This window comes from Bhargavaea cecembensis DSE10 (assembly GCF_000348905.1).
Lineage (GTDB): Bacteria > Bacillota > Bacilli > Bacillales_A > Planococcaceae > Bhargavaea > Bhargavaea cecembensis.
Window position 1 is genome coordinate 57,259 of the sequence record NZ_AOFT01000008.1, and the last position, 21,591, is coordinate 78,849.

General features: G+C 57.1%; 25 protein-coding genes. 12 read left to right on the forward strand and 13 right to left on the reverse strand.

Annotated elements, in window-relative coordinates:
• Positions 1-154: 154 nt before the first annotated feature.
• The 4 genes from C772_RS08865 to C772_RS08880 all read right to left on the reverse strand — a co-directional run bounded on the left by C772_RS08865 (position 155) and on the right by C772_RS08880 (position 4,468).
• Positions 155-1,138, reverse strand: a complete 984-nt coding sequence (locus tag C772_RS08865; protein WP_008299270.1) for a CaiB/BaiF CoA transferase family protein — start codon at positions 1,136-1,138, stop codon at positions 155-157.
• Positions 1,135-2,301 carry an acyl-CoA dehydrogenase family protein gene (locus C772_RS08870; RefSeq protein WP_008299272.1) on the reverse strand — a complete coding sequence of 389 codons (1,167 nt, stop codon included), beginning with the start codon at positions 2,299-2,301 and terminating at the stop codon, positions 1,135-1,137. The genes C772_RS08865 and C772_RS08870 overlap by 4 nt, the downstream gene beginning before the upstream one ends.
• Before the next feature lie 206 nt (positions 2,302-2,507).
• On the reverse strand, positions 2,508-3,278 hold the full coding sequence (locus C772_RS08875) for a 3-hydroxyacyl-CoA dehydrogenase (RefSeq protein ID WP_008299275.1): 771 nt from the start codon (positions 3,276-3,278) through the stop codon (positions 2,508-2,510).
• Between the two features lie 50 nt (positions 3,279-3,328).
• Positions 3,329-4,468 carry a thiolase family protein gene (locus C772_RS08880; RefSeq protein WP_008299276.1) on the reverse strand — a complete coding sequence of 380 codons (1,140 nt, stop codon included), beginning with the start codon at positions 4,466-4,468 and terminating at the stop codon, positions 3,329-3,331.
• A 213-nt stretch (positions 4,469-4,681) separates the two neighbouring features.
• Between C772_RS08880 and C772_RS08885 the strand changes: the two genes are divergently transcribed.
• The 6 genes from C772_RS08885 to C772_RS08910 all read left to right on the forward strand — a co-directional run bounded on the left by C772_RS08885 (position 4,682) and on the right by C772_RS08910 (position 8,505).
• On the forward strand, positions 4,682-5,026 hold the full coding sequence (locus tag C772_RS08885; RefSeq protein WP_008299278.1) for a lmo0954 family membrane protein: 345 nt from the start codon (positions 4,682-4,684) through the stop codon (positions 5,024-5,026).
• 23 nt (positions 5,027-5,049) lie between these two features.
• Positions 5,050-5,700: a PspA/IM30 family protein gene (locus C772_RS08890; RefSeq protein ID WP_008299280.1), complete on the forward strand. Its 651-nt coding sequence runs from the start codon at positions 5,050-5,052 to the stop codon at positions 5,698-5,700.
• Positions 5,701-5,818: 118 nt separating this feature from the next.
• Positions 5,819-6,517: a cell wall-active antibiotics response protein LiaF gene (gene liaF, locus C772_RS08895; RefSeq protein WP_008299282.1), complete on the forward strand. Its 699-nt coding sequence runs from the start codon at positions 5,819-5,821 to the stop codon at positions 6,515-6,517.
• On the forward strand, positions 6,514-7,641 hold the full coding sequence (locus C772_RS08900) for a sensor histidine kinase (protein ID WP_008299284.1): 1,128 nt from the start codon (positions 6,514-6,516) through the stop codon (positions 7,639-7,641). The genes liaF and C772_RS08900 overlap by 4 nt, the downstream gene beginning before the upstream one ends.
• Complete coding sequence (locus C772_RS08905) at positions 7,638-8,267, forward strand: response regulator (RefSeq protein WP_008299287.1); 630 nt, start codon at positions 7,638-7,640, stop codon at positions 8,265-8,267. The genes C772_RS08900 and C772_RS08905 overlap by 4 nt, the downstream gene beginning before the upstream one ends.
• Positions 8,268-8,307: 40 nt before the next feature.
• Positions 8,308-8,505: a hypothetical protein gene (locus C772_RS08910; RefSeq protein WP_008299289.1), complete on the forward strand. Its 198-nt coding sequence runs from the start codon at positions 8,308-8,310 to the stop codon at positions 8,503-8,505.
• 88 nt (positions 8,506-8,593) lie between these two features.
• Here the strand turns inward: C772_RS08910 and C772_RS08915 are convergent, their stop codons facing one another.
• The 3 genes from C772_RS08915 to C772_RS08925 form a co-directional block, all read right to left on the reverse strand.
• Entirely contained in the window at positions 8,594-9,055 is a 462-nt protein-coding gene (locus tag C772_RS08915; RefSeq protein WP_008299291.1) for a DinB family protein, read from the reverse strand.
• Positions 9,056-9,159: 104 nt separating this feature from the next.
• A complete protein-coding gene (locus C772_RS08920) occupies positions 9,160-9,396 on the reverse strand; it encodes a hypothetical protein (RefSeq protein ID WP_008299292.1) in 237 nt (78 codons plus the stop codon).
• Positions 9,397-9,760: 364 nt separating this feature from the next.
• Positions 9,761-10,798, reverse strand: coding sequence for a potassium channel family protein (locus tag C772_RS08925; RefSeq protein WP_008299294.1), 1,038 nt, complete (start codon positions 10,796-10,798; stop codon positions 9,761-9,763).
• Between the two features lie 134 nt (positions 10,799-10,932).
• Between C772_RS08925 and C772_RS08930 the strand changes: the two genes are divergently transcribed.
• Entirely contained in the window at positions 10,933-11,334 is a 402-nt protein-coding gene (locus C772_RS08930) for a hypothetical protein (RefSeq protein WP_008299295.1), read from the forward strand.
• Positions 11,331-11,843 (forward strand): hypothetical protein, encoded by a 513-nt coding sequence (locus C772_RS08935; protein WP_008299298.1) that lies wholly within the window; start codon positions 11,331-11,333, stop codon positions 11,841-11,843. The genes C772_RS08930 and C772_RS08935 overlap by 4 nt, the downstream gene beginning before the upstream one ends.
• A 95-nt stretch (positions 11,844-11,938) precedes the next feature.
• Here the strand turns inward: C772_RS08935 and C772_RS08940 are convergent, their stop codons facing one another.
• Complete coding sequence (locus tag C772_RS08940) at positions 11,939-13,477, reverse strand: alanine/glycine:cation symporter family protein (RefSeq protein WP_008299299.1); 1,539 nt, start codon at positions 13,475-13,477, stop codon at positions 11,939-11,941.
• Positions 13,478-13,563: 86 nt separating this feature from the next.
• Positions 13,564-13,761 (reverse strand): hypothetical protein, encoded by a 198-nt coding sequence (locus tag C772_RS08945; protein ID WP_035001920.1) that lies wholly within the window; start codon positions 13,759-13,761, stop codon positions 13,564-13,566.
• A 107-nt stretch (positions 13,762-13,868) separates the two neighbouring features.
• Here C772_RS08945 and C772_RS08950 point away from each other — a divergent pair, with 107 nt between their 5' ends.
• The gene (locus C772_RS08950; RefSeq protein WP_008299302.1) at positions 13,869-14,366 is read left to right on the forward strand and encodes a P-loop NTPase family protein; all 498 of its coding nucleotides are present in this window, start codon (positions 13,869-13,871) and stop codon (positions 14,364-14,366) included.
• A gap of 174 nt (positions 14,367-14,540) precedes the next feature.
• On the forward strand, positions 14,541-15,335 hold the full coding sequence (locus C772_RS08955) for an alpha/beta fold hydrolase (RefSeq protein WP_008299304.1): 795 nt from the start codon (positions 14,541-14,543) through the stop codon (positions 15,333-15,335).
• A 113-nt stretch (positions 15,336-15,448) separates the two neighbouring features.
• Here C772_RS08955 and C772_RS08960 read toward each other — a convergent pair whose 3' ends face one another.
• Genes C772_RS08960 through C772_RS08965 form a run of 3 tightly spaced genes read right to left on the reverse strand, consistent with a single transcriptional unit; the run spans position 15,449 to position 18,535 of the window.
• Complete coding sequence (locus tag C772_RS08960; protein ID WP_008299306.1) at positions 15,449-17,692, reverse strand: sensor histidine kinase; 2,244 nt, start codon at positions 17,690-17,692, stop codon at positions 15,449-15,451.
• Positions 17,692-17,865: a hypothetical protein gene (locus tag C772_RS16670; RefSeq protein ID WP_008299309.1), complete on the reverse strand. Its 174-nt coding sequence runs from the start codon at positions 17,863-17,865 to the stop codon at positions 17,692-17,694. Before C772_RS16670 ends, C772_RS08960 begins: the two co-directional genes overlap by 1 nt.
• Positions 17,843-18,535, reverse strand: a complete 693-nt coding sequence (locus C772_RS08965; RefSeq protein WP_008299311.1) for a response regulator transcription factor — start codon at positions 18,533-18,535, stop codon at positions 17,843-17,845. The genes C772_RS16670 and C772_RS08965 overlap by 23 nt, the downstream gene beginning before the upstream one ends.
• A gap of 67 nt (positions 18,536-18,602) precedes the next feature.
• Between C772_RS08965 and C772_RS08970 the strand changes: the two genes are divergently transcribed.
• A complete protein-coding gene (locus tag C772_RS08970) occupies positions 18,603-18,866 on the forward strand; it encodes a hypothetical protein (RefSeq protein WP_008299313.1) in 264 nt (87 codons plus the stop codon).
• Between the two features lie 40 nt (positions 18,867-18,906).
• Here C772_RS08970 and C772_RS08975 read toward each other — a convergent pair whose 3' ends face one another.
• Complete coding sequence (locus tag C772_RS08975) at positions 18,907-19,818, reverse strand: DMT family transporter (protein WP_008299316.1); 912 nt, start codon at positions 19,816-19,818, stop codon at positions 18,907-18,909.
• A 158-nt stretch (positions 19,819-19,976) separates the two neighbouring features.
• Between C772_RS08975 and C772_RS08980 the strand changes: the two genes are divergently transcribed.
• Entirely contained in the window at positions 19,977-21,488 is a 1,512-nt protein-coding gene (locus tag C772_RS08980) for a BCCT family transporter (RefSeq protein ID WP_008299317.1), read from the forward strand.
• Positions 21,489-21,591 lie beyond the last annotated feature (103 nt).

The window sequence follows — 21,591 nt, forward strand, 5'->3', positions numbered from 1 at the left end:
AATCCATCTCCTTTTGTATGGTGGATTTGCGATGGTGAAGGTCTGGTTGCGGGTGGTGCTGCATGGGACGAGTTTGAAGATTAAGCCCCCGAGTTTGAAGATTACACTCCCGGATTTGAAGATTACGCCCCCGAGTTTGAAGATTACGTCCCGCTCAGCGCTTCTTCCAGTGCGGGTGTTCGTCAAGTTCACCCGGACGGAGAACCGGGGTCAGGCAGAAGTCCGTCCGGAGCGAGACGTCGGACCAGTGGCTGAGGGGTTCTGCCCGGAAGTAGCGGGCGACGTCTTCGTGGACGTCGTCACGCTCCTTCCATTCCGGATGGCCGGCGAAGTCGCAGAAGGCGTGCCAGAACTTGTCCTCAAGCGCGCCGAGTGCGACATATCGGCCGTCCGCGGTCGGGTAGATGGCATATCGCGCACGGGACCCGTCAAGGTCGGGCACCCCGCGGTCGGACAGGCCGGCTTCTTCGAACGCCTTGTGGACACTCTGCCAATGCGTGAGTCCGTCGGTGATGGAGACGTCGAGACGGGCGCCTTCTCCGGTCTTCATTTTCCGGACAAGCGCGGCAAGGACGGCTTCCGCGACAAAGTGACCGCCCGCAAAGTCGGCCAGCGTGTTTTTCGGCTGGACCGGACGGCCGCTTTCATCGGTAAGCTGTGACAGCACGCCGGACAGCGCCAGGTAATTGAGGTCATGGCTGCCGGCCTTCGCGAACTCGCCCTCAAGGCCGTAGCCGGTCATCGAGCAGTAGATCAGTCCGGCATTCAGCGAGAACAGCTCGTCCTCGCCGAAGCCGAGCCGCTCCAGTGTGCCGGGCCGGAACGATTCGATCAGGACATCGGTTTCCCTGACCAATTCCTTCATCCGCGCGCGGCCTTCTTCCGACTTCAGATCAAGCTCGACGATTGTCTTACCGGCGTTTTTCTTTTCATGGATGAGTCCTCCGGCAAGACGCCGGGCGGGTTCCCCGCCGGGCGGCTCGACCTTTGTGACGTCGGCACCCATTTCGGCGAGGCGGTAACTCGAATACGGTCCCGGGAGATAATATGTCACGTCCAGCACCTTTATGCTTTCGAGGAATCCGCCGCCAGGAGGGCGGACGGCATGTGGTTTGCGGGTTTCCTTCATGCTGGTCATGCCTTCCTTCCTCCCGAAAGCCCCATGTTTTTCGCGATGATCGTTTTCATGATCTCGTTTGTGCCGGCGTAGATCGACATGACCGGGATATCGCGGTACCAGCGGGCGATCTTGTATTCTTCCATATAGCCGTAGCCGCCGTGGAGCTGCATGCACTCGGCAGCGGCCTTTCGTGCGGTCTCGGTGATCCAGTACTTCGCCATCGACACCTTCGTGACGATATCCTTGCCTTCAAGATGGTCGGCGATCAGCGACTCGAGGAAGGCCTTGCCGAGTTCCGCTTCTGTCGCGAGCTCTGCCAGCGTGAACTGGGTGTTCTGGAACGCGGCGACCGGGCGGCCGAACGCCTCGCGGGATTTGACATAGTCGATCGTGATTCCGAGCATGTCCTCCATAGCGGTCTGGGCACCGATCGCCACGGTAAGACGCTCCTGCTGAAGCTTTTCCATCATGTAATGGAAGCCCTTGCCCTCTTCGCCGAGCAGGTTCGAGGCAGGCACACGGCAGTCCTCGAAATAAAGTTCCGCCGTATCCTGCGAATACATGCCGACCTTGTCGAGCTTCCGGCCTTTCGTGAAGCCTGGTGTTCCTTCCTCAATCAGGAGCAGGCTCACACCCCGGTGCTTCGGCTCTGCCTTCGGGTCGGTCTTGACCGCGACCAGCGCCAGGTTCGTATTGATCCCGTTCGTGATGAACGTTTTCTGACCGTTCACAACGTAATGGTCGCCGTCTTTAATCGCGGTCGTCCTAATATTGGCGAGGTCCGATCCTGTCCCGGGCTCCGTCATCGCGATTGCGGTAATGGTATCCCCGGTCACACAGCCCGGCAGGAAACGTTTTTTCTGCTCCTCGGTCCCGTACGATTCGATATAAGGCACGACGATGTCATTGTGCAGTCCGACTCCCGTGAGCCCGGCGCCGACCCGCTCCATCTCTTCTTCGATCACAACGCCGAAGCTGAAATCCAGTCCGAGCCCGCCGTACTGTTCCTCCACCTGCGGACAGAGGAACCCCATCTCCCCGAGCTTTTTCCAGAACGATTTCGGAATCAGCCGGTCCTGTTCCCATTGTTCATAATGCGGCACGGCTTCTTTTTCGAGAAATTTCCGGAGCGACTCCCGGAACAGATCATGCTCTTCAGTCTCCCAGCGGTATCGCGGCATGGCGACCACTCCCTTCTTTGTGTATGGGTTGGTTGAAGCGGGTGGATTGGATTCGCGGCGGCAAAAGGTGAGTTCGCGACGGCAACAGGCCATTTCGCGTCGGCAACTCGCAAATTCGCGACGCCAGCTGTGTTCACGCCGGCAACCCGAAAATTCGCGACCGCAATACCCAATTCCGCGACGGCTCCCTCCAATCCCACGCCCCCTTACTTCGGCTGCATCCGGATGGCGCCGTCCAGGCGGATGACGGTGCCGTTCAGCATGCGGTTTGTCACGATCGACTCGACGAGCTGGGCGTATTCTTCCGGCTCACCGAGGCGTTTCGGGAACGGCACCGTCTGCTCGAGTGCGGTGCGGGCATTGTCCGGCAGGCCGTCGAACATCGGTGTGTTGATGAGGCCGGGGGCGATCGTCATGACGCGGATGCCGTGGGCCGCGAGTTCGCGGGCGATCGGAAGCGTCATGCCGGCGACTCCGCCCTTGGATGCACTGTAGGCGACCTGGCCGATCTGGCCTTCGAACGCGGCGACGGAGGCGGTGTTGATGATGACGCCGCGCTCGCCGTCTTCCCCCGGTTCATTGTCCGTCATCGCATCCGCGGCGAGGCGGATGACGTTGAAGGTGCCGGTCAGGTTGACGCGGATCACCTGCTCGAACTGCTCCAGCGGGTGGACGCCCTTTCTGCCGATCAGCTTGCCCGGCGTCCCGATGCCGGCACAGTTGACGACGGCGTTGAGTCCGCCCAGCGCTTCCTTTGCGGCTGCCACATTTGCCGCGACGGCTTCCCCGTCGGCAACGTCCGTCTGATAAAAGAAGGCGTTGCCTTCTCCGAGTGCGGCTGCATACGCTGCGCCCTTTTCTTCATTCAGATCGAAGATGGCGACCTTGCCGCCGGCTTCGACGATCCGTTTTGCGGTTGCGCCGCCGAGGCCCGATGCCCCGCCGGTGACAATCGCCTTTACATGGTTCATGTTCATCCTGAATCCCCCTAATCTGACTGAATGCTCATTCGGTATAAGAACTATTTTTAATCCAAGCGCTCAATGACCGTGGCATTGGCCATGCCCATGCCTTCGCAGATGGCCAGTAAACCATATCGTCCGCCGGTCCGCTCCAGGCGGTTCATGAGTGTGACAAGAAGTTTCGTTCCCGTTGCGCCGAGCGGGTGGCCGAGTGCGATGGCGCCGCCGTCGACGTTCAGCTTTTCCGGATCCGCACCGGTTTCCCTGAGCCACGCAAGCGGAACAGGCGCGAACGCTTCGTTCACTTCATAGGTGTCCATCTCATCGATTGAGAGGCCGGCTTTCTTCAATACTTTCTCCGTCGCGGCGATCGGTCCCGTCAGCATCAGTGTCGGATCGGATCCGATAACAGAACGCGCGACAATGCGGGCCTTCGGCTTGAGTCCGAGCTCGTCCGCCTTCTCGCGGGACATGAGCAGCACCGCGGATGCGCCGTCACTCATCTGGCTGGCATTGCCCGCCGTGATGACGCCGTCTTCCTTGAACACCGTCTTGAGCCCGCCGAGCACGTCCGGTGTCGAGCCTTCGCGCGGGCCTTCATCTGTGTCGAACACGTTTCCTTCCGCTGTCTCCACGGGAACAATCTCATCTTTGAACCGGCCTTCCCCGATTGCCGCAAATGCCCGCTCATGGCTTCTCGCGCTATATTCATCAAGTTCCCGGCGGCTCATGCCCCATTTTTCCGCAATCCGTTCCGCGGACAGGCCCTGGTTGATGATTTCGTATTGTGACGTCAGCTTTCCGCTCGGCCTGGCGTCTCCGACATTCGAGAACATCGGCTCACGCGTCATGCTTTCGACGCCGCCCGCAATGACGATCTCCATATCACCCGCAGCAATGGCCTGCGCGCCGAAGTGGACCGCCTGCTGGCTGGATCCGCACTGGCGGTCGATTGTGACGCCCGGCACCTCGATCGGGAATCCCGCGATCAGTGCAGATGTCCTGGCAATGTTGCCTCCCTGTTCGCCCGACTGTGTCACGCAGCCGAGGATCACATCTTCCACCTGTTCCTTCCCGACACCCGCGCGTTTCACGAGCTCATCCAATACGACCGCTGCCAGCTCATCGGGCCGCGTTTCCGACAGCGCTCCCTTGCGCCGTCCGACAGCCGTGCGCACACCTTCCACGATCACAACTTCTCTCATTCTCTCTCCCCCTTTATCACAATAGAAAGACTATTCTTAAAAGGATCGTATCATGAAAACGTTCTCATCGTCCATATCATTCGGCACCCGGACGAACAGGTTGGTCCGAGTGAAAATCAGCCTCTGGACCTAGACGGAAATCAACATCCGGTCCGTTCGGAAAAACCCTGTCCCCGACTACAATAAGGTTAACAACGAAAGGAGGCGGAAACCTTGAAAAAATTTCTGCTGATCACCATCGGAATCGTTGCAGGGATCACCGTCCTTGCCAACCTCGGCGCGATTATCGGTCTCGCCATCTCGGCCGCCATCATGTATGCCGGCTACCACTACTACAAGCGGAGCACATCCGGCTTCGCGCGCTTTTGCTGGGCAGCGGTCGGCATCATCGGCCTCTTGACCGCAATCGGCAACATCCCGGCATTTATCGGCCTGCTCGCGATCGCGGCACTCTGGTATGTATACCAGAAGTGGAATGCCCGTGAAGCCGTCCTGTTCGAAAACGACAGCGACCCGTTCGCCAACTTCGAGCGCGAGTGGAAAAACATCACGAAATAAGATCCCACCAAGGAGGAATCGTTATGAACTCACTGTTCAACCGCATCAAGTACTCTGTCCAGGCCGATCTTCATGAACTGCTGGACAAAAAGGAAGAAAAAAACCCCGTCTCCCTTCTGAACGAATATCTTCGCCAGGCGGAAAAGCAGACCGAAGCCACCGGCCGTCTGCTGGACCGACAGGCAAAGCTGAAAGAGGAACTTGAAAAGGAACGGGAAGAAGCGGCATCGATGCTTGAAAAGCGACGCAACCAGCTGGGGATTGCCGAGAAAGCGGGCGTGGAAGACCTCGTCGCGTTCGCCCGGGACGAAATCCGTGCCTATGGCAACCGCGTCGATGAACTTGACCGCACGCTTGCCGAGACGGATGCCGAGCTGATCGGCCTTGAGCGCAAGTACGAAGAAATGAAACATAAGATCAAGGACATGAAAGTCCGCCAGCTTCAGCTGATGGGCAAGGAGAATGTGACGCGCGCCCATCGCCGCATGGACCAGGTCATTCAGGATGAAAGCAGCGGAATGGCGCCTTACAACGAGATGAAGGCATACGTCGAGCAGCTTGGCGGCAAGATCGAGAAGGAACACAGCCATGACACGATGGAGCGCCGTCTGGACGCGCTCGCCATCATCGAACAGGCGGAAAACGCCGGCAAAGCCGATAAAGAAACTGTCTGACGGGGACATCGGCGCCCGGATTTTGTAAGATAAGAAGGGGGATCTCCCCCTTCTTTTGTGCATCATGCGGGCATACCCGCCCGCTTCTGCCGAAACCACCCGAAAGGAGGAACCCGCCATGCATCCATCAGCCGACCAGCTCCGGTTTATCGTGATCAGCTTCGTGCTGCTCGTGTTCATTGAAGCCGCCTTTTTCAGGGACGGCAACATCATCTTTGTCATCCTCGGCGGCGGGCTGGCGTACTATGGCTTCCGCCACCGCAATAAATGGATCCTCTGGACGGGTTTGTTCTTCCTCGGAATTGCGATCCTTTCCCTTTGGAGCCTCCGGCTGCTCATTCTCGCCGTGCTCGGCTACATTTTCATCAGCCTGTGGAAAGGCGTGCCCGCAGAAGAAATCACGCGGCCGCTCCGGGATGCCAGGACCGAGACACCGAACGGCATCCTGAGAAATCGGCTATTTTCCGTGCAGTCGACGCCGTTCAGCTCCTACGAGTGGGAAGATGTCCATATCCATGGGGTTTTCGGTGACATCCATGTCGATGTGACGGAGACCGTCCTTCCGAAAGGGACATCGTTCATCTCGATCCGGCAGGGCATCGGCAAGGTCAAGGTCGACGTGCCGTATGAGATTCCCGTGCGCGTCCACTATACATCGCTCCTCGGTGAATCCCGGCTGTTCGGCCGCCACCAGAACCGCATCTTCAATGAGCAGCTTCATATGAAAGATGGCTACGGGGCGGAAGAGCGCCCGGCTTCCGAACTCATCATCACCGTTGCCTCCTGGCTCGGGGACCTGGAGGTGTCGCGCAAATGAGGCATCTGATCGCACGAGCCATCTCGTTGTCCACCCTGTTCCTCGCCGTCTCGGCGGGGATCGTGTTCCTGTTGCTCGGCATGCCGGATGACGACTGGTGGTTCCTGATCGAAGAGGAGCAATACGGCCTTCCGGCTGCGGTGTGGATCGTCGCGGGTTCCGTTGCGGCCGGATGGATGCTCGCGTTCTGGGCATCCGGAATCGTCCGCTCGAACATCCGCGCGGTCGAGCAGCGTCTGTACGGCCTCCTTGAGACAGCCCCGGCGAAAAAGCGGCGCAAGCTCCCCCGCCCGACCGAACGCGCGGTCGGAGAAGTGGAAGGGCTTCTCACGACACAGCGCGAACGCCTGAAGGAAATCTCCGACAAGCGGGCGGAAAACCAGGAACAGATAGTCCAGGAACGCCTTGTACAGGAACGCCAGCGGCTTGCCCGTGAGCTGCACGACTCCGTCTCCCAGCAGCTGTTCGCCGCTTCCATGCTGTTGTCCGCGATGGCGGAAAAGGAACGCGCGGAGACGGGCTCGACGTCCCGGACGCTCGAACAGGTGGAAAAGACCGTCCAGCAGGCACAGGTCGAGATGCGGGCGCTGCTCCTCCATCTGCGCCCCGCCCCGCTCAACGACAAGACCCTGTCGGAAGGACTCCGCGGCCTGCTCCGCGAATTGGATGAGAAAGTCCATTTCACGATCCGCGGACGCATCGAAGACGTCCCGCTTTCCAAGGGCGCCGAGGACCATCTGTTCCGGATCGCCCAGGAAACGCTGTCGAACGCACTCCGCCATGCGCAGGCAACCGAACTGGACCTGCTGTTTGTCGAGCGGGACGGCCTCGCGATCTTCCGTGTCCAGGACAATGGCGTCGGCTTCCGGGACGGCGACGGGAAAAGCGGCTCCTACGGCCTTCGCAACGTGCGCGAGCGCGCCGTCGAAATCGGCGGCACGTGCAAGATCGTATCCGTTCCGTCGCAGGGCACGATCGTGGAAGTGAAGCTTCCGGTGACTCGTCCTTCAGAAGAGGACGCACCGGCAGACGGCCCGCCGGAAAACGAAGCGGAAACCGCCCCTCTTCCCCACACAGAGGAGAAGGCGGACGGCCAACCAGTAGAAACGGAGGAATCGAGATGATCCGGGTACTGCTTGCGGATGACCATGAAATGGTGCGGATCGGCGTGTCCGCCTATCTCCAGGTCCAGCCCGATATGGAAGTGGTCGGCGAAGCCTCGAACGGACGCGAGGCAGTCGACCTCGCGCTGCAATTGCGGCCGGACATCATCCTGATGGACATGGTCATGCCGGAGATGAACGGCGCCGAGGCGACGGCTGCGATCATGAAGGCCTGGCCCGAGGCGAAGATCATGGTCGTCACGAGCTTCCTTGATGACGACAAGGTCTACCCGGCGCTCGAGGCCGGCGCGTCCAGCTATATCCTGAAGACCTCAAAGGCATCGCGCATCGCCGACGCCATCCGTGACACGCTCGGCGGCCGGACGGTGCTGGAGCCCGAGGTGACGACGAAAATGATGCAGCGCATGCGCGGCACGGAGCGCGCGCCACATGACGAGCTGACCGCGCGGGAGATGGAAATCCTGCTTCTCATTGCAAAGGGCAAGACGAACCAGGATATTTCCGACGAGCTTTTCATCGCCCTCAAGACAGTCAAGACGCATGTCTCGAACATCCTCTCGAAGCTCGGCGTCGACGACCGCACGCAGGCCGCGGTCTACGCCTATCAGAACGGCCTCGCAGAATAAGAAAATCCGCGGCATGCCGCGGAAAAGCAGGTGCATGTGATTGAACAACAACAACCAGAATTCCGCATTGATCCCGGTGGCGGTCATCCTGATGATCGCCGCCATCCTGTTCCTGAACATCGTCCTCCCCGCGCTTCCTTTCCGGTGGATGATGGTCATCATCATCGCCGTCATCGGCATCGCCGGCGTGCTCGTGATTTTGTGGATGAAAAAGCGGGGCGGCGGACGGAGGGAGTGAGCGGCGGGATGGCCCTCGCGAATGTCTCCATACTCCCCCTACATCAAAAAGCCGCTCCCCTGCCGGAAGCGGCTTTTTTCCTATTGAATTATCCCTTTGCCAAATGCGCCATGGCGTTCAGGATGCCGCCGTGGACGCCTTCGTGCCAGACCGTGAACTGCAGGAGTTTTTCTCCGGTGTCCATCTGATGGCCGGCAATCTCGAGCGGGCGGCCAAGCTGTCCGTCAAGCTGTCCTTCAAGCGCCGCTGCTATGCGGTCCGTCTGCTCCTTCAGCGCGGACAAAAGCTCTTCATCGGACGGAACACCTTCTCCCCAGCCGTCCGGACTGGTCCCGGTGTTGAAGAAGCCGGACCATTCCGGGTGGACGACCTCATAGTCGGGGGCGATCATCTTCGTGAAGTTCTCGAGCGAGACGAAGATATGGCCCGCGTTCCAGCGGATGTTGTTGCGGAAGCCGGGGTACAGCTTGTCCCAGTCCGCCCCTTCCAGCTGTGACAGTTGTCCGAGCGTGTAGCCGCGAGCGAATTTCATCTGTTTAATGGATGTCAATTGAATTCCTCCTTCAAGGTACTGTTTTCATTGTCGCCCAAGCGCCGGATTTTTTGAACCGAAACACACAAAACCGCTGCCCGTTGCGGGTCAGCGGTTTTGATTCACTCTTTTCCAGGGTACCGTTCATTCGGGGCGGTATCGTTATAGCCTTTATCCAGGCCTTCATCACCCTCGAATGCAGACGGCTCGTCCTTGCCGACGTCTTCGTTTTCGTTTTCACGGAAGATGTCCGTCGAGTTGGATTCGGACGGATCGGCCAACGGAAGTTCACCTTCGTTACGGTCTCCGCGCTGCGGATCATAGTCGCGTGCGTTCGGATAGTTTTCGTGTCTAGTCATGGTTTCCGCTCCTTCCCCCGGCTGACCCGGCTGCAAGCCCGTCAGTCCATGGTTTTATTTGCGGACGGCTCACCGTCCTGACCGGCGACACGCCGGATGCCCCGGCCGGCCGCCCTGCAAATTCCAGGGCTCCCGGCCGGAGCGTTCCCATTCTCCCCTGTCTGCTGCAATCGCCTGAACTTCTATTTATCCTTTTCTTGATTCCCATTTAAATTCCTGCAAGGGAACTTCAAATTTACGGAAACTCAACAAACAGCGTCGGGGCGACGGGAAAGGTGATAGACTATTCCTTTTTCACACGGCCCTTTAAACCTGAATAGGCGGAAATGAACAAAAGGACCCGGTAACAAAGCTCCGAACCGGATCAGTCAATCGGCCCGTTCACTTTCCCGTCGAGTGATTCGATGCTATCGTGGTTGCCCGCGACAATCAGCTTGTCCCCGACCCTGAATTGCTCATCGGGATCCGGATTGCTGAGGACGTCTTTTTCCCTGCTGATCGCCAGAAGCGTGATGCCGTACTCACGGCGGAGATTGGACGACTCGACCGACTTTCCTGCAAGCGGGCAGCTGTCTCCAAGGATCACTTCCCCGACGACGAACTCTTTCTTCTCGGCCATCATCAGATCATTGATAAAATCGATGCCGGACGGGCTGACGACGGACAGCGCAAGTTCACGGCCGCCGATGCTTGACGGGTTGATGACACGGGTGGCGCCGGCCCGCTTCAGCACTTCCTCGGAACCTTCCTTCTCGGCACGAGCCGCAATCTCGATGTCTTCATTCATGCCCTTCGCTGTCAGGGTGATGAAAACATTGTCTGCGTCGCTGTCGAGTGCAGCAATCAGGCCGCGCGCCTTGTCCGTCCGGGCCTTTTCGAGGATATCCCGGTCTGTCGGATCGCCGATCAGCCGGAGCGTTCCCTGGTCGACCACTTCCAGGAGTTCGTCTTCATTGTCATGTATGTACAGGACCTTCATTTCCTCTCCCATGTCGCGCAATTCCCGGTACACCTGCTGGGCGACCCGTCCGAATCCGCATACGATGATATGATCCTCCAGCTTGTCGACTTCATGGTCCATCTGCTTATCCCACACTTTCTCCGACAGTTGTTTTTCAATCAGATACGAGGCTGCGGTGCCGAGCCCGTATGTGACAACTCCCGCACCGAACGGTACGATCAGCAGCGCAAAGCGCCGGCCTTCATCGGTCACCGGATACATGTCCCCATAGCCGATCGTCATGACCGAGATGATCGTCATCCAAAGCGAATCGAAAAATGACAGGCTCTCATAATGCATGAACCCCACAATCCCGACCCCGACAAGGAGAATAACCAGCAGGCTGAGAAACAGCAGCCGCCGGTAGCCGGTCGGGATATCGAGCCATTTTTTCCTGAACATTAGCAACCCTTCTTTCGGGGGTCTGGTCTTTTACTCTTACCCTGGGAGACCTGCCGGTAACCGCAACTCTCCGGCAGGGTGCGCGTCCTATTAATGGAAATATCCATCACTCCGGATGAGAGGAGGGAAAATCGATGAAAAACCTGCTGCTTGCAGCATCCTTCGCTGCCGTGATGCTGCTCTCCGGCTGCGGGGCGGTGAAAACAGCAGCCGACCACGGGAGCGGCCTGTCGGTGGAAATGAAGACCGGCGGCCAGTACCGCCACGTCCAGCTGATCCGGTACGAAAATGGCGAGAGGGTGCCGGATGAAAATGTGGTGAACGCTGATGGCAGCCAGTTTGAAGACGGTGAGGTCATCTGGTTCGATATACAGCCAGGGGAATGGAAAGAAACGACGGCATTCGCCCTGTCCGTCAGCACGGACGGGACCGGAGTCGGCGCCAGACAGACGAAGCCAGTCGAGCTGAAAGACGGCACTTCCTGGGCACATGCAGTATTCAATGATGACGGCCTGACCATCGAGGAAGCGGAATGAGGACCGCAAGCGTGCCGCTCCGGAGGAAAATCATCGCCGCTTCCCTGGCAGGCGCTGCCTTCGCTGTCCTCCTCGGCCTTCTCGCACCGGATCCGTTCGGGGAATACCCGGCAAATCCCGGCGGTTTCCTGCATGCATTCACGCTGTACGTCCCGGTCTACCTGATGTACAGCTTCCCGGTCATTCTGTTGTTCGGCGTGCCGGCATCCTTGCTTGCGGACTTTCTTGCAGCACGCCTTTCACGCGGACTTCGGAAACCGGCGGCCGAGCCGGTGATTTCCGGTGTGCTGCATGCGGCGTTCGGCCTGGTCGCGCTCGGCTACGGTGTGGCGGCTGCGCTTCTCGGCTTCGCCGCGGACCGGCTGCTCAAGAAGCGTCCAGCACCCGGATGGCCCGTTGTCCTCAAGAGTTTCGCCGTTCCCGCCTTCGTCTGGCTCTTCTTCATGTTCATCGTCTACCTGAAGGAGCTGCCCGGCGACCTGCCCACCCTGTTGCAGGCCATCCTATAAGAAAAAGAGCTTCCGGGCCCGATGCCGGAAGCTCCTTTTTTAATAGGGGGAGGGTTTGCCCATCCGTCTTTCATCCCTGCAGGCGAATGAGCGGTTTATTTTCTGACCGTGCTGCCGGCATCGTCGTAAAAGTTGAGCGCGACGCCTCGTTTTTTCTCCGGAGCCTTCCGCTTTTTCCCGAGATCCGGATTGCTGCTTTGAGGACGTTCGGTCTCCCAGAAGTCGGCATTCCTGATGCCGAGCCGCTCCGGTTCGAAGACCGGATCCTTTCCGGCCTTCCTCTGTTCGCCGTAATCCTTCAGCGCGATCAGTGCCGGCTTGGCGAGCAGGACGATGGCAAGCATGTTGATATAGGCCATGCTGCCGAGACCGATGTCGCCGAGTGTCCAAGCCGTACTTGCGGAAACGACTGATCCTGTGAAGACGAATATGAGAATGCCCGTCTTCAGAAGGCCGTCACCGAAGAACTTGCGGCCCAGCCTCTGCTGGATAAACGCAAGGCCCGTTTCCGACTTGTAGTAGTAGGAAAGCATCGTCGTGAAGCAGAAGAAGAACAGCGCAATCGCCAGAAACGGCGATCCGAAGCCGGGAAGCACACTGTCGACAGCCAGCTGCGTATTAACAGGGCCCGCCTCGACGCCAGGCACGTTGGCGACAACTGCATCTCCGCCGGAAGGCTGCACGTTATACATGCCGGAAATGAGAATCATGAAGGCCGTTGCCGAACAGATGAGCCAAGTATCGATGTACACGGACATCGACTGCACGAGTCCCTGCTTGGCAGGGTGGGAAACCTCGGCGGCTGCGCCTTCGTAGGTTTCCCCGCCAGATCCTGCTGCATTGGAGAAGAATCCCCGCTGAACGCCCCAGGCGACCGCTGAACCGATCAGACCGCCGAACGCGGCGTCTGTACCGACAGCACTGGAGATGATGAGCCGGAAAACTTCTGGGATGAGCGTAATATTAGCAGTCAGGACCACTGCGGTGACGAGGAAGAAAAGAACGACCATGATCGGAACGAGAAATTCGAGCGTCTGCGCGATCCGCTTGACCCCGCCGAAGATCACGAGCGACAAGAGGACCGTCAGCACGACTCCTACCACAACCGGCTCGATGCCGAAGGCTTGCTTCATGGAAAGCGCAACGGTGTTGGACTGGATGTTCATGAGGAGGAAGCCTTTTGCCACGATGGTCAGGAGGGCAAAGAAAATCGCAAGCTTCGTCCATCCGAGACCCTTTTCTATGTAGTACGGCGTACCTCCCCGATACTCCCCGTCCTGCTTGCTTTTGAAGATTTGCGCAAGCGTCACCTCGACAAAGGAAGTGGCGGAGCCCATAAAGGCCATCACCCACATCCAGAACACGGCACCGGGACCGCCGAGCGTGATCGCTGTTGCCACACCGGCAATATTGCCGGTCCCGACCCGGCTCCCGAGCGACATCGAGATCGCCTGGAACGACGAAATACCGCTCTTGGAACTCTTCCTTTCAAAGGTCAGCCTGAACATATCCTTCAAGTACCTGACCTGGACAAACTTCGTGGCCAGTGTGAAATACAGGCCGATCAACAAAAACCCATAAATGAAATACTGATTCCAAATGACTCCACTAAACCAATCTATAAAATTCTGCACAGAATCCTCCATTCATTATCAAATTGGATCAATCGCCGATGTGTTTTGCCCATTTGCCCTCCATCGGAAAGCGCTATCAAAACAGTTTATTTCAGCAGATCGGATTTTTCCGTCAATCCATTCCGGAACTGCTCCCCTGGTGGTTGCAGCGCCGAATTAGTGCCCGGAAATAAAAGAAAATACTCAAATTCTCCTGCCGCCTCCAGGCCGGATTGCCTCGGTGCTACTCTGCCCCCTCCTTCATTGTTAACATAATTAGTAATGAGTTTCAAACCGGCTTTCATTAATTCACCACTTTTAATAGACACTATAAACGCATAAAAATGTGAGTTCATATTGCTTAAGAGGATTCTCCGACCGTAAATAGAATCAATGATTGGGAGGCACGGACATGGCATATAAAATCCAAATCATAGGCGCGGTCGGGAGCGGCAAGACGACGATGGCGCGGGGGCTTGCAGAAAAGCTCGGTATTCCCCACTACGAGATCGACAATGTCGCCTGGGAACGCCGTCCGGGCGGAGATGTCCGCCGGAGTCCCGAGGCCCTTGACAAGTTGCTCGCTTCAATCGTTTCCGGAGAAGCTTGGATCACGGAAGGCACTCATCCGCATGACTGGGTTCGTCCCTGTTTTCGGGAAGCGGAACTGATCGTGTTCCTCGATCCGCCCTACAGGGTGCGGACCATGCGGATCATCAGGCGTTTTGCGAGACAGAAAATCGGCATTGATGCCGCTCATTACCGTCCGACATGGACCATCTTCCGAAAGATGTTCAAGTGGAACCACACATTTGAGCGCCGGGACAAGCCGGAACTGCTGGTACATTTCCGGAAGGTCTATCCCGGAAAACTCATCGTTATCCGCCGGGCGGAGGAACTGAACTTATAGGAAAAAGCGCTCCTGCAGACCGTTCTGCAGGAGCGCTTTTATGTGAGTGCCATGTTCCGATTGTCTGATGGCCCATCGTACGATTCCTTAAAATCATCAGCCGTGGAATAGGCATTCACCTTATTTGCCCAAATGAATACCTTATTTGGAATGCGTTTTAAGGGGGGAATCGGTGTGGGCTACTATGTCACTGTTGAACCGGGCGTGAAATTATATGTAGAAGATATCAATCCCGAGGGCAGTAGGACGATCGTGTTTTTGCATGGTTGGCCTTTAAGCCACCAACAGTTTGAATATCAATTTAATGTTCTTCCCCATAAGGGTTACCGCTGCATCGGGATTGACTGGAGAGGGTTTGGAAAATCAGACAAGCCAAGCAGCGGATACAGTTTTGACCGGTTGTCGGATGATATCCGTACGGTGGTTGATGCACTTGGGCTCGAACAGTTCACTCTTGCAGGGCACTCAACTGGCGGAGCCATTGCGGTCCGGTACATGTCCCGGCATCATGGGTATGGAGTTTCAAACCTTGTACTGATTGACGCTGCCGCTCCTATAGGTTTTACTGCAGAAACTGCAGCCCGATTCCTGACCCAGGCGTTAAATGACCGACCCAAGATGATGCGGGAAGTGACAGACAACTTTTTCTTCCAATACATTACCTCTCCATTCTCTGAGTGGTTTTTCCAATTGGGCTTACAGGCAGCCGGCTGGTCAACCGCAGCGATCATCATTACATTAAGAGATGAGGAACTTGATGCAGATTTGCCGAAAATCCGTGTCCCTACCCTGATTGTTCATGGTGTTCACGACAAGGTGATCCCTTTTGCACAGGCCTATGAACTAAATGAGCAAATCAAACACTCTAAGCTTGTTCCGTTTCACTACAGCGGTCATGGTCTTTTCTGGGAAGAACATGACAAGTTTAATAAGGTACTCAGAAAGTTTATCGGCAGCACCGGGAAATAGGAAAAAGCGACCCTGCAGGTGATTCTGCAGGATCGCTTTACTTGTGGCCGCACCGATTTCGTCATTCAGCGTTTCAATCTCGTCATTCGCCGCGCCGATTTCGTCATTCATCCTCACGCTCTCGGAACGGCAACTGTCACCTTAAAAAGATCCCCGTCCAAATCGATCGTCATCCGGCCGCCATGCAGATCGACAATCGACTGGGCGATCGCGAGGCCGAGACCGGAACCTTCGGTGTGGCGGGAGGCGTCGCCGCGCTTGAAGCGCTCAAACAGTTCGTCTGCGCTGTCGCCGAGTTCGTACCTGGAAACGTTTTTGATCGTAAACCGCACTTCCGGCGACACGCCTTCCGCCTCATCCAGCGAGACGTAAACGCGTGTGCCCGGCATGGCGTACTTGAGCGCGTTCTGGATCAGGTTGTCAATCACACGCCACCATTTCTGGCCGTCAACCGAGGCCGGGAGCGGGCCGTCGGCGATGCTTACCCGGAAGTCGAGCGGGGAGGCGGCGATTTCCTCGCCGTGTTCGGCGATCGCCTGCCGGACGAGTTCCACGAGGTCGACGCGCTGGCGGTTCAGCTCGACGTTTCCGGTCGCCATCTTGGAGACGTCGAACAGGTCGTCAATCAGCGTCTTCAGCCGCTGGGATTTGCGGTCAAGGACATCCACGTATTCCGCGCGCTCTTCCGCCGACAGGTCCGGTTTCTTCAACAGATCCGTATACGTGATGATGGACGTCAGCGGTGTGCGCAGGTCGTGACTGACATTCGTGATCAGCTCCGTCTTGAGCCGCTCGCTCCTGGCCTGCTCGGACATCGAGAGGCGGACGCCTTCCCGGAGCCGGTTCAGGTCCGCCGCATGCCTTGCGAACACATTTGTCCCCTTTACCGGAATCTCTTCGGTCAATCGGCCCGCCGCCATCCTGCCGGTCGCATCAATAATGCGGTTCAGATAACCGGTCCTGCGAATCATAAAGAACAGTACCGGAAGGGCCACTGTAAAGAAGAGGAACAGCCAGACAGCACTCAGTGCGAAGCCGATATTTAGTCCCAGCATAAACGACAGGAAGACGCCCCCGAATCCAAGGCCGGCAAGGAAAATTACAACGAGCAGGAACAGCACCTGCGTGCCGAGTTTCCGGTTCAGGAAGAACGCCCGCATATCATCCGCGGCTCTCCGGATGTAGGCCTGCTCCAAATCCTGCCCAATCCGTTCGCTGTCCGAAAACCTCCGGACCACATGAAGGATCAGGAGCACGGCCACTCCGAGTGCAAGCACGAAAAACACTGCGTTGACGGCCAGTTCCGAGTACAGGAAGTTGCCGGTATGATGAACAAAATTCATGAAGGTTTCTTTCATATATTCCGCGAATGCGATCGCGATCAGCGATGCAACAGCCGCTGCCGCCGTCACCACATCGATCGGGAAGCGTTCCAACTTCATTGCCATCCTGTTTCCTGTCCAGACCGATGGCTGAAGGCGGAACACGGTGAGCAGGAGCGCAAGCGCAAGAATGCCGGCCAGCCAGACGCCCACGTACGCCCGCTGTTCCGCTTTGAACACGGTATACCCCCAGGCGAGCTGGTCATCATTCAGATAAACCTCATCCCTGATCCCCCGGTCCGCCGCTTCGTTCAGTACGGCTTGCGGGACGATCACCGTTCCCTCGAAGGTTTTCACTTCATCCGGAATCAGGCTGCCGGCCTCGCCTGTGTAGTCCAGATCACCTGCAATCTGCGATGCCCTGAGGTAGCCGTCTTTCTCGCTGAAGGTCCGCTTGTAGGCTGCTTCCTCCCGGATATTGCCGTTCGTATAGGTCTCTCCGGTTGCCGTGTCGGTCAGCTCGTAATAGACATGGCGTACATGATGCTCAAATGACGGCCGGTTCTCTTGGAGGGCCTTCATATACTCATCAATGACCTGCCCCTTCTCGACGCGGACTTTTCCGGCGACATGCTCATCATCCGAAAAGTTTTTCCGGATGTCCTCCATTTTGGCATCCCGCTCCGCAATGAGGGTATTCCTTGCCTCCTCATTTTCCGCCTCGTTGATCTGGCTTTCGTACTGATCATGGATCGAATTCAGCTGGATATCGAGTTCGCCGTACCGGTACCGGTGTTCATCCAGTTCCTCTTCCGTGACCCCGATGCTTTTCTTTGCCTCTTCCGGCTCGACCGGATTCAGGACGTACGGCCCGATCTGGTCATAGAAGAAATTCATGTTGTTGCGGAAGTCATCCGATTCGGTGTACGACTTCCCGATGATCCGCGGTCCCGCCTCGATCAGCACCATCACGGAAAACACGACGAATGCGGCAAGCACCAGCCAGACGGCCTGTGTCCATTTACCCTTAGGCATCAGAGCGCACTTCCTTTCAGCACATCACGAAGCCTTGCAACCGTCTCCTCGGTATCCACGCCCCGGCTGGCGAAAAAGTCGCCGATAAAGCCCGAGCAGTAGATCAGACTTGCAGCCGCTATCGCCAAAGCAATCATGGACAGCCAGAGGTCACTTTTCGATTTTATAGCCAATGCCCCACACCACCTTCAGGTATCTCGGATTTTTCGGGTCTGCCTCGATCTTCTCCCGGATTTTCCGGATATGGACGGCGACAATGTTGTCGGCGTTGTACGCCTGTTCATTCCACACCCGCTCGTAGATGTCGTTGATCGAGAACACCCGCCCCGCATTCTGCATGAGCAGTTCGGTAATGCGGTACTCGGTCGGCGTAAGCCTTGCCGGCTCGCCATCCACCAGCAACTCCTTCGACTCCGGATTCAGCGTAAGCCCGCCGACTTGGATTTCGCCGCCTGTATCGGCATACGTTCCGAGCCGGACATAACGCCTGAGCTGCGACTTCACGCGAGCCATCAGTTCCATCGGATGAAACGGCTTTGTTACGTAGTCGTCCGCCCCGACGGACAGCCCGTGGATCTTGTCCGTCTCCTCGGACTTTGCGCTCAGCATGATAATCGGGATGTTCCTCGAATCCCGGATACGGAATGTGGCCTGGATGCCGTCCATTTCCGGCATCATGATGTCGAGGATGATCAGATGCACCTCGTTGTCCTCCAGCAGCCGCAGCGCTTCCGATCCGTCACTTGCTTTCAGCACGACGTAGCCTTCATTTTTCAGGTAGATCTCGATGCCGTCCCGGATTTCCTTGTCATCGTCAACGACCAGCACGTTAAACCGTTCCATAAAGCGCCGCCCCTTTCATGTTGATTTCATTGTACCGCGGAAAACTGAAGAAATTAGGAGGGGAAAGATGAAGAATTTCTTAAGGAAGAAAAGCGGTGCAGGTCCTTACCCTGCGGGACCGATGAATGAAGTGCTTTCTTCCCGGGCATTCTGGAAGTGGAGGTGCATCATGAGCAAAAATAAGAACGAGCACAACAAGCCCGGCAATACGAAAAACCGTGAGGAATACGGCTACGGCTATGACATCAGCATCGATGATCTGGGTGTCATCGGGCAGAATGACGCCGCGAAAAAGCAGAAGCCCCGCGGCAACAAAAAGGAAGAACGCTGAAAAACGGGCGGCCGTCCAGGACGGCTGCCCGTTTGGTGAATTATTCTTTCTTTGTCCGGATCCGCTTCCTGAAGTAGGGCGTTTTATTTTCATCGGAACCGCGCTTGCCGAATGTCAGCACGATCAGTCCCCCAAGCAGCAGCCCGACGCCCATCCAGGCGAAGAAGTTGAGTTCCTCGCCGACAATGGCGACGCCGAGAATCGCTGCCGTGAGCGGCTCGGCGAGCGACAGCGTGACAGCGGTGGCCGCCGGAATCTCCTTCAGTCCTGATGAATAAAGCAGATAGGCAACTGCTGTAGCAGCAATTGCGATGTAGACGATCACCGAGATCCCTTCCTGGGAACGGAGGCCGTCCATCGGGTAAATGAAGAGGAACGGCGACAGGAGCAGGGCGCTGATCGTGAAGATGACGCCGACCGAAGCGGCAGGCTGCGCAAATTCCAGCACGATTTTGCTTGTCATGGAGTAGGCCGCAAATGTGAGGCCGGCCCCGAGTGCGAGCAGGACACCGGTAGGGTTGACCGTAACGTTATCACCGGTTAACAGCAGGAGCGCGCATCCTGCAACGGCAAGAACCGTGGCCATCGCCCACCTCCTGGACGGTCTCCGCTTCAGCAGGGCCCATTCGATGAGTCCGGCGAAGACCGGCGCGCTGCCGATCCCCGTCACCGTGCCGACCGCGACGCCCGTCAGGCGCACAGAACTGAAGAAAAACGGCTGAAAAAGCGCCATCGCGACAGCCGCGACCAGCGTTGCCCGCCATGGCCACTCGCCGAAGTTTACCTGGCGCATCGCAACAGCGAAAAACAGGAGGATCAATCCGCCGCCGGCAAGCCGGAGCGCGCCGACCGTCAGCGGATGCACGCTCTCGGGAAGATAGGACTGTGCCGTGCCAGTCGTCCCCCAAAGGATGGCGCCGATCAGCACACTGATAAACGGCAGCAGATTCATGATGGATTCCTCCTTTTTCGCATTATTCATTCGACTATATCATAACCGGAAGAACACCCGAACCCTCATTTTTCCTTAAGCCGATTTGCAATCGGTTTCCTATTTTGTTAGGGTGGGTAACTGTATTCATAATAACTCGCACTTTTTAAGGGGGAACCATGAAAAAAGTCACAAACGTCTTTTACATCACGCTTGCACTGATTGCCATGGCCGTGCTGTTTGGTGTCATTGTGCCCGAGCAATACGAAACAGTCACCGGCAACATCCAGTCCTTTATCCTCACAAATTTCGGCTGGTATTACCTGCTGCTCATGGCCGCATTAGTCGTGGTCTCACTGTTCATCGCATTAAGTCCGTACGGGCGAATCCGGCTCGGCAAGGATACCGACAGGCCGGATTTCTCAACACCTACCTGGCTGGCCATGCTGTTTTCCGCCGGCATGGGGATCGGGCTGGTCTTCTACGGGGCAGCCGAACCGCTGACACATTACGCGGTAAATCCTCCAACAGAAGAACCCGGCACGGAAGCCGCACTCAAAGACAGCCTGGTGTCGACCTACCTGCACTGGGGCATCCTGCCGTGGGCAATGTATGGAATGACGGCACTTGCACTCGCCTTTTTCCAGTTCCGCAAAAATGAACCCGGTTTAATTTCTGCAACAATGAAGCCGATTTTTGGTGACAAGATGAACGGTCCTTGGGGAATCGCTGTCGATGTGCTCGCCGTTTTCGCTACCGCATTCGGGGTCGCCTCGTCACTCGGCTTTGGTGCTGTACAAATTAACGGGGGGCTGAGCCACCTGTTCGGTGTGGAAGTCGGCTTTGGGGCCCAGTTCGCGATCATCGCGGTCGTGACCGTTCTGTTTATGATCTCCGCCTGGTCGGGCCTCAGCAAAGGGATCAAGTACCTGTCCAACACGAACATGGTGCTCGCCGTGCTCCTGCTGATCTTCGTGGTTATTGTCGGACCCACTCTGATGATCCTCAACCTGTTCACCGAAACCCTCGGTACCCATTTCCAGAATCTGATCCAGCTGAGTTTCCGATCGGCTCCGCTTTCCGGGGATAACCGGGACTTTGTGGAAGGCTGGACCATCTTCTATTGGGCATGGTGGATTTCCTGGTCACCGTTTGTCGGCATGTTCATCGCCCGCGTCTCGCGGGGCCGGACAATCCGGGAGTTCCTTCTGGCCATCATCTTTGTCCCGACACTGTTTTCGATTTTCTGGTTTGCCTCCTTCGGAACGACGGCAGCCCATGTTCACGATTCGGGACCAGACCTGAGCGGACTTGCGACGGAACTTGTACTATTTAATGTGTTCGACCAGCTGCCGCTGTCGGTCATTTTGTCCGGTATCGCCATACTGCTTATTTCTTCATTCTTTATCACTTCCGCGGACTCGGCGACCTTCGTCCTCGGCATCCAGTCAACGAACGGATCCCTGACCCCGCCAAACCAGGTCAAGCTGATCTGGGGCGTGGCCCAGTCCGGCATCGCGGCACTGCTGCTGTATGTGGGCGGGCTTCAGGCGATCCAGAACACGATCATCATTGCCGCCCTGCCGTTTTCAATCATCCTGATCCTGATGGTGTACAGCACCTACAAAGCGCTGAAACAAGAACGCCGTCGCATGGAAGAACTCGCAAAAGGAAAGCAGATCCGCAAGTGACGGCAAAGCCGCCCGCTCCCCTGTACAACGGGAAGCGGGCAGGTTACTTAGCCTTCCGGTAAAAATATTCAAACAAATCACGTTGCGTTTGGTTTGAATGTCT

Excerpts from the sequence above, each read along its gene's own strand:
- C772_RS08865 (WP_008299270.1), bottom strand. The coding sequence starts at position 1,138 with ATGACCAGCATGAAGGAAACCCGCAAACCACATGCCGTCCGCCCTCCT.
- C772_RS08870 (WP_008299272.1), bottom strand. The coding sequence starts at position 2,301 with ATGCCGCGATACCGCTGGGAGACTGAAGAGCATGATCTGTTCCGGGAG.
- C772_RS08875 (WP_008299275.1), bottom strand. The coding sequence starts at position 3,278 with ATGAACATGAACCATGTAAAGGCGATTGTCACCGGCGGGGCATCGGGC.
- C772_RS08880 (WP_008299276.1), bottom strand. The coding sequence starts at position 4,468 with ATGAGAGAAGTTGTGATCGTGGAAGGTGTGCGCACGGCTGTCGGACGG.
- C772_RS08890 (WP_008299280.1), top strand. The coding sequence starts at position 5,050 with ATGAACTCACTGTTCAACCGCATCAAGTACTCTGTCCAGGCCGATCTT.
- liaF (WP_008299282.1), top strand. The coding sequence starts at position 5,819 with ATGCATCCATCAGCCGACCAGCTCCGGTTTATCGTGATCAGCTTCGTG.
- C772_RS08900 (WP_008299284.1), top strand. The coding sequence starts at position 6,514 with ATGAGGCATCTGATCGCACGAGCCATCTCGTTGTCCACCCTGTTCCTC.
- C772_RS08905 (WP_008299287.1), top strand. The coding sequence starts at position 7,638 with ATGATCCGGGTACTGCTTGCGGATGACCATGAAATGGTGCGGATCGGC.
- C772_RS08920 (WP_008299292.1), bottom strand. The coding sequence starts at position 9,396 with ATGACTAGACACGAAAACTATCCGAACGCACGCGACTATGATCCGCAG.
- C772_RS08925 (WP_008299294.1), bottom strand. The coding sequence starts at position 10,798 with ATGTTCAGGAAAAAATGGCTCGATATCCCGACCGGCTACCGGCGGCTG.
- C772_RS08930 (WP_008299295.1), top strand. The coding sequence starts at position 10,933 with ATGAAAAACCTGCTGCTTGCAGCATCCTTCGCTGCCGTGATGCTGCTC.
- C772_RS08935 (WP_008299298.1), top strand. The coding sequence starts at position 11,331 with ATGAGGACCGCAAGCGTGCCGCTCCGGAGGAAAATCATCGCCGCTTCC.
- C772_RS08945 (WP_035001920.1), bottom strand. The coding sequence starts at position 13,761 with ATGAAAGCCGGTTTGAAACTCATTACTAATTATGTTAACAATGAAGGA.
- C772_RS08950 (WP_008299302.1), top strand. The coding sequence starts at position 13,869 with ATGGCATATAAAATCCAAATCATAGGCGCGGTCGGGAGCGGCAAGACG.
- C772_RS08960 (WP_008299306.1), bottom strand. The coding sequence starts at position 17,692 with ATGCCTAAGGGTAAATGGACACAGGCCGTCTGGCTGGTGCTTGCCGCA.
- C772_RS08965 (WP_008299311.1), bottom strand. The coding sequence starts at position 18,535 with ATGGAACGGTTTAACGTGCTGGTCGTTGACGATGACAAGGAAATCCGG.
- C772_RS08970 (WP_008299313.1), top strand. The coding sequence starts at position 18,603 with ATGAAGAATTTCTTAAGGAAGAAAAGCGGTGCAGGTCCTTACCCTGCG.
- C772_RS08975 (WP_008299316.1), bottom strand. The coding sequence starts at position 19,818 with ATGAATCTGCTGCCGTTTATCAGTGTGCTGATCGGCGCCATCCTTTGG.
- C772_RS08980 (WP_008299317.1), top strand. The coding sequence starts at position 19,977 with ATGAAAAAAGTCACAAACGTCTTTTACATCACGCTTGCACTGATTGCC.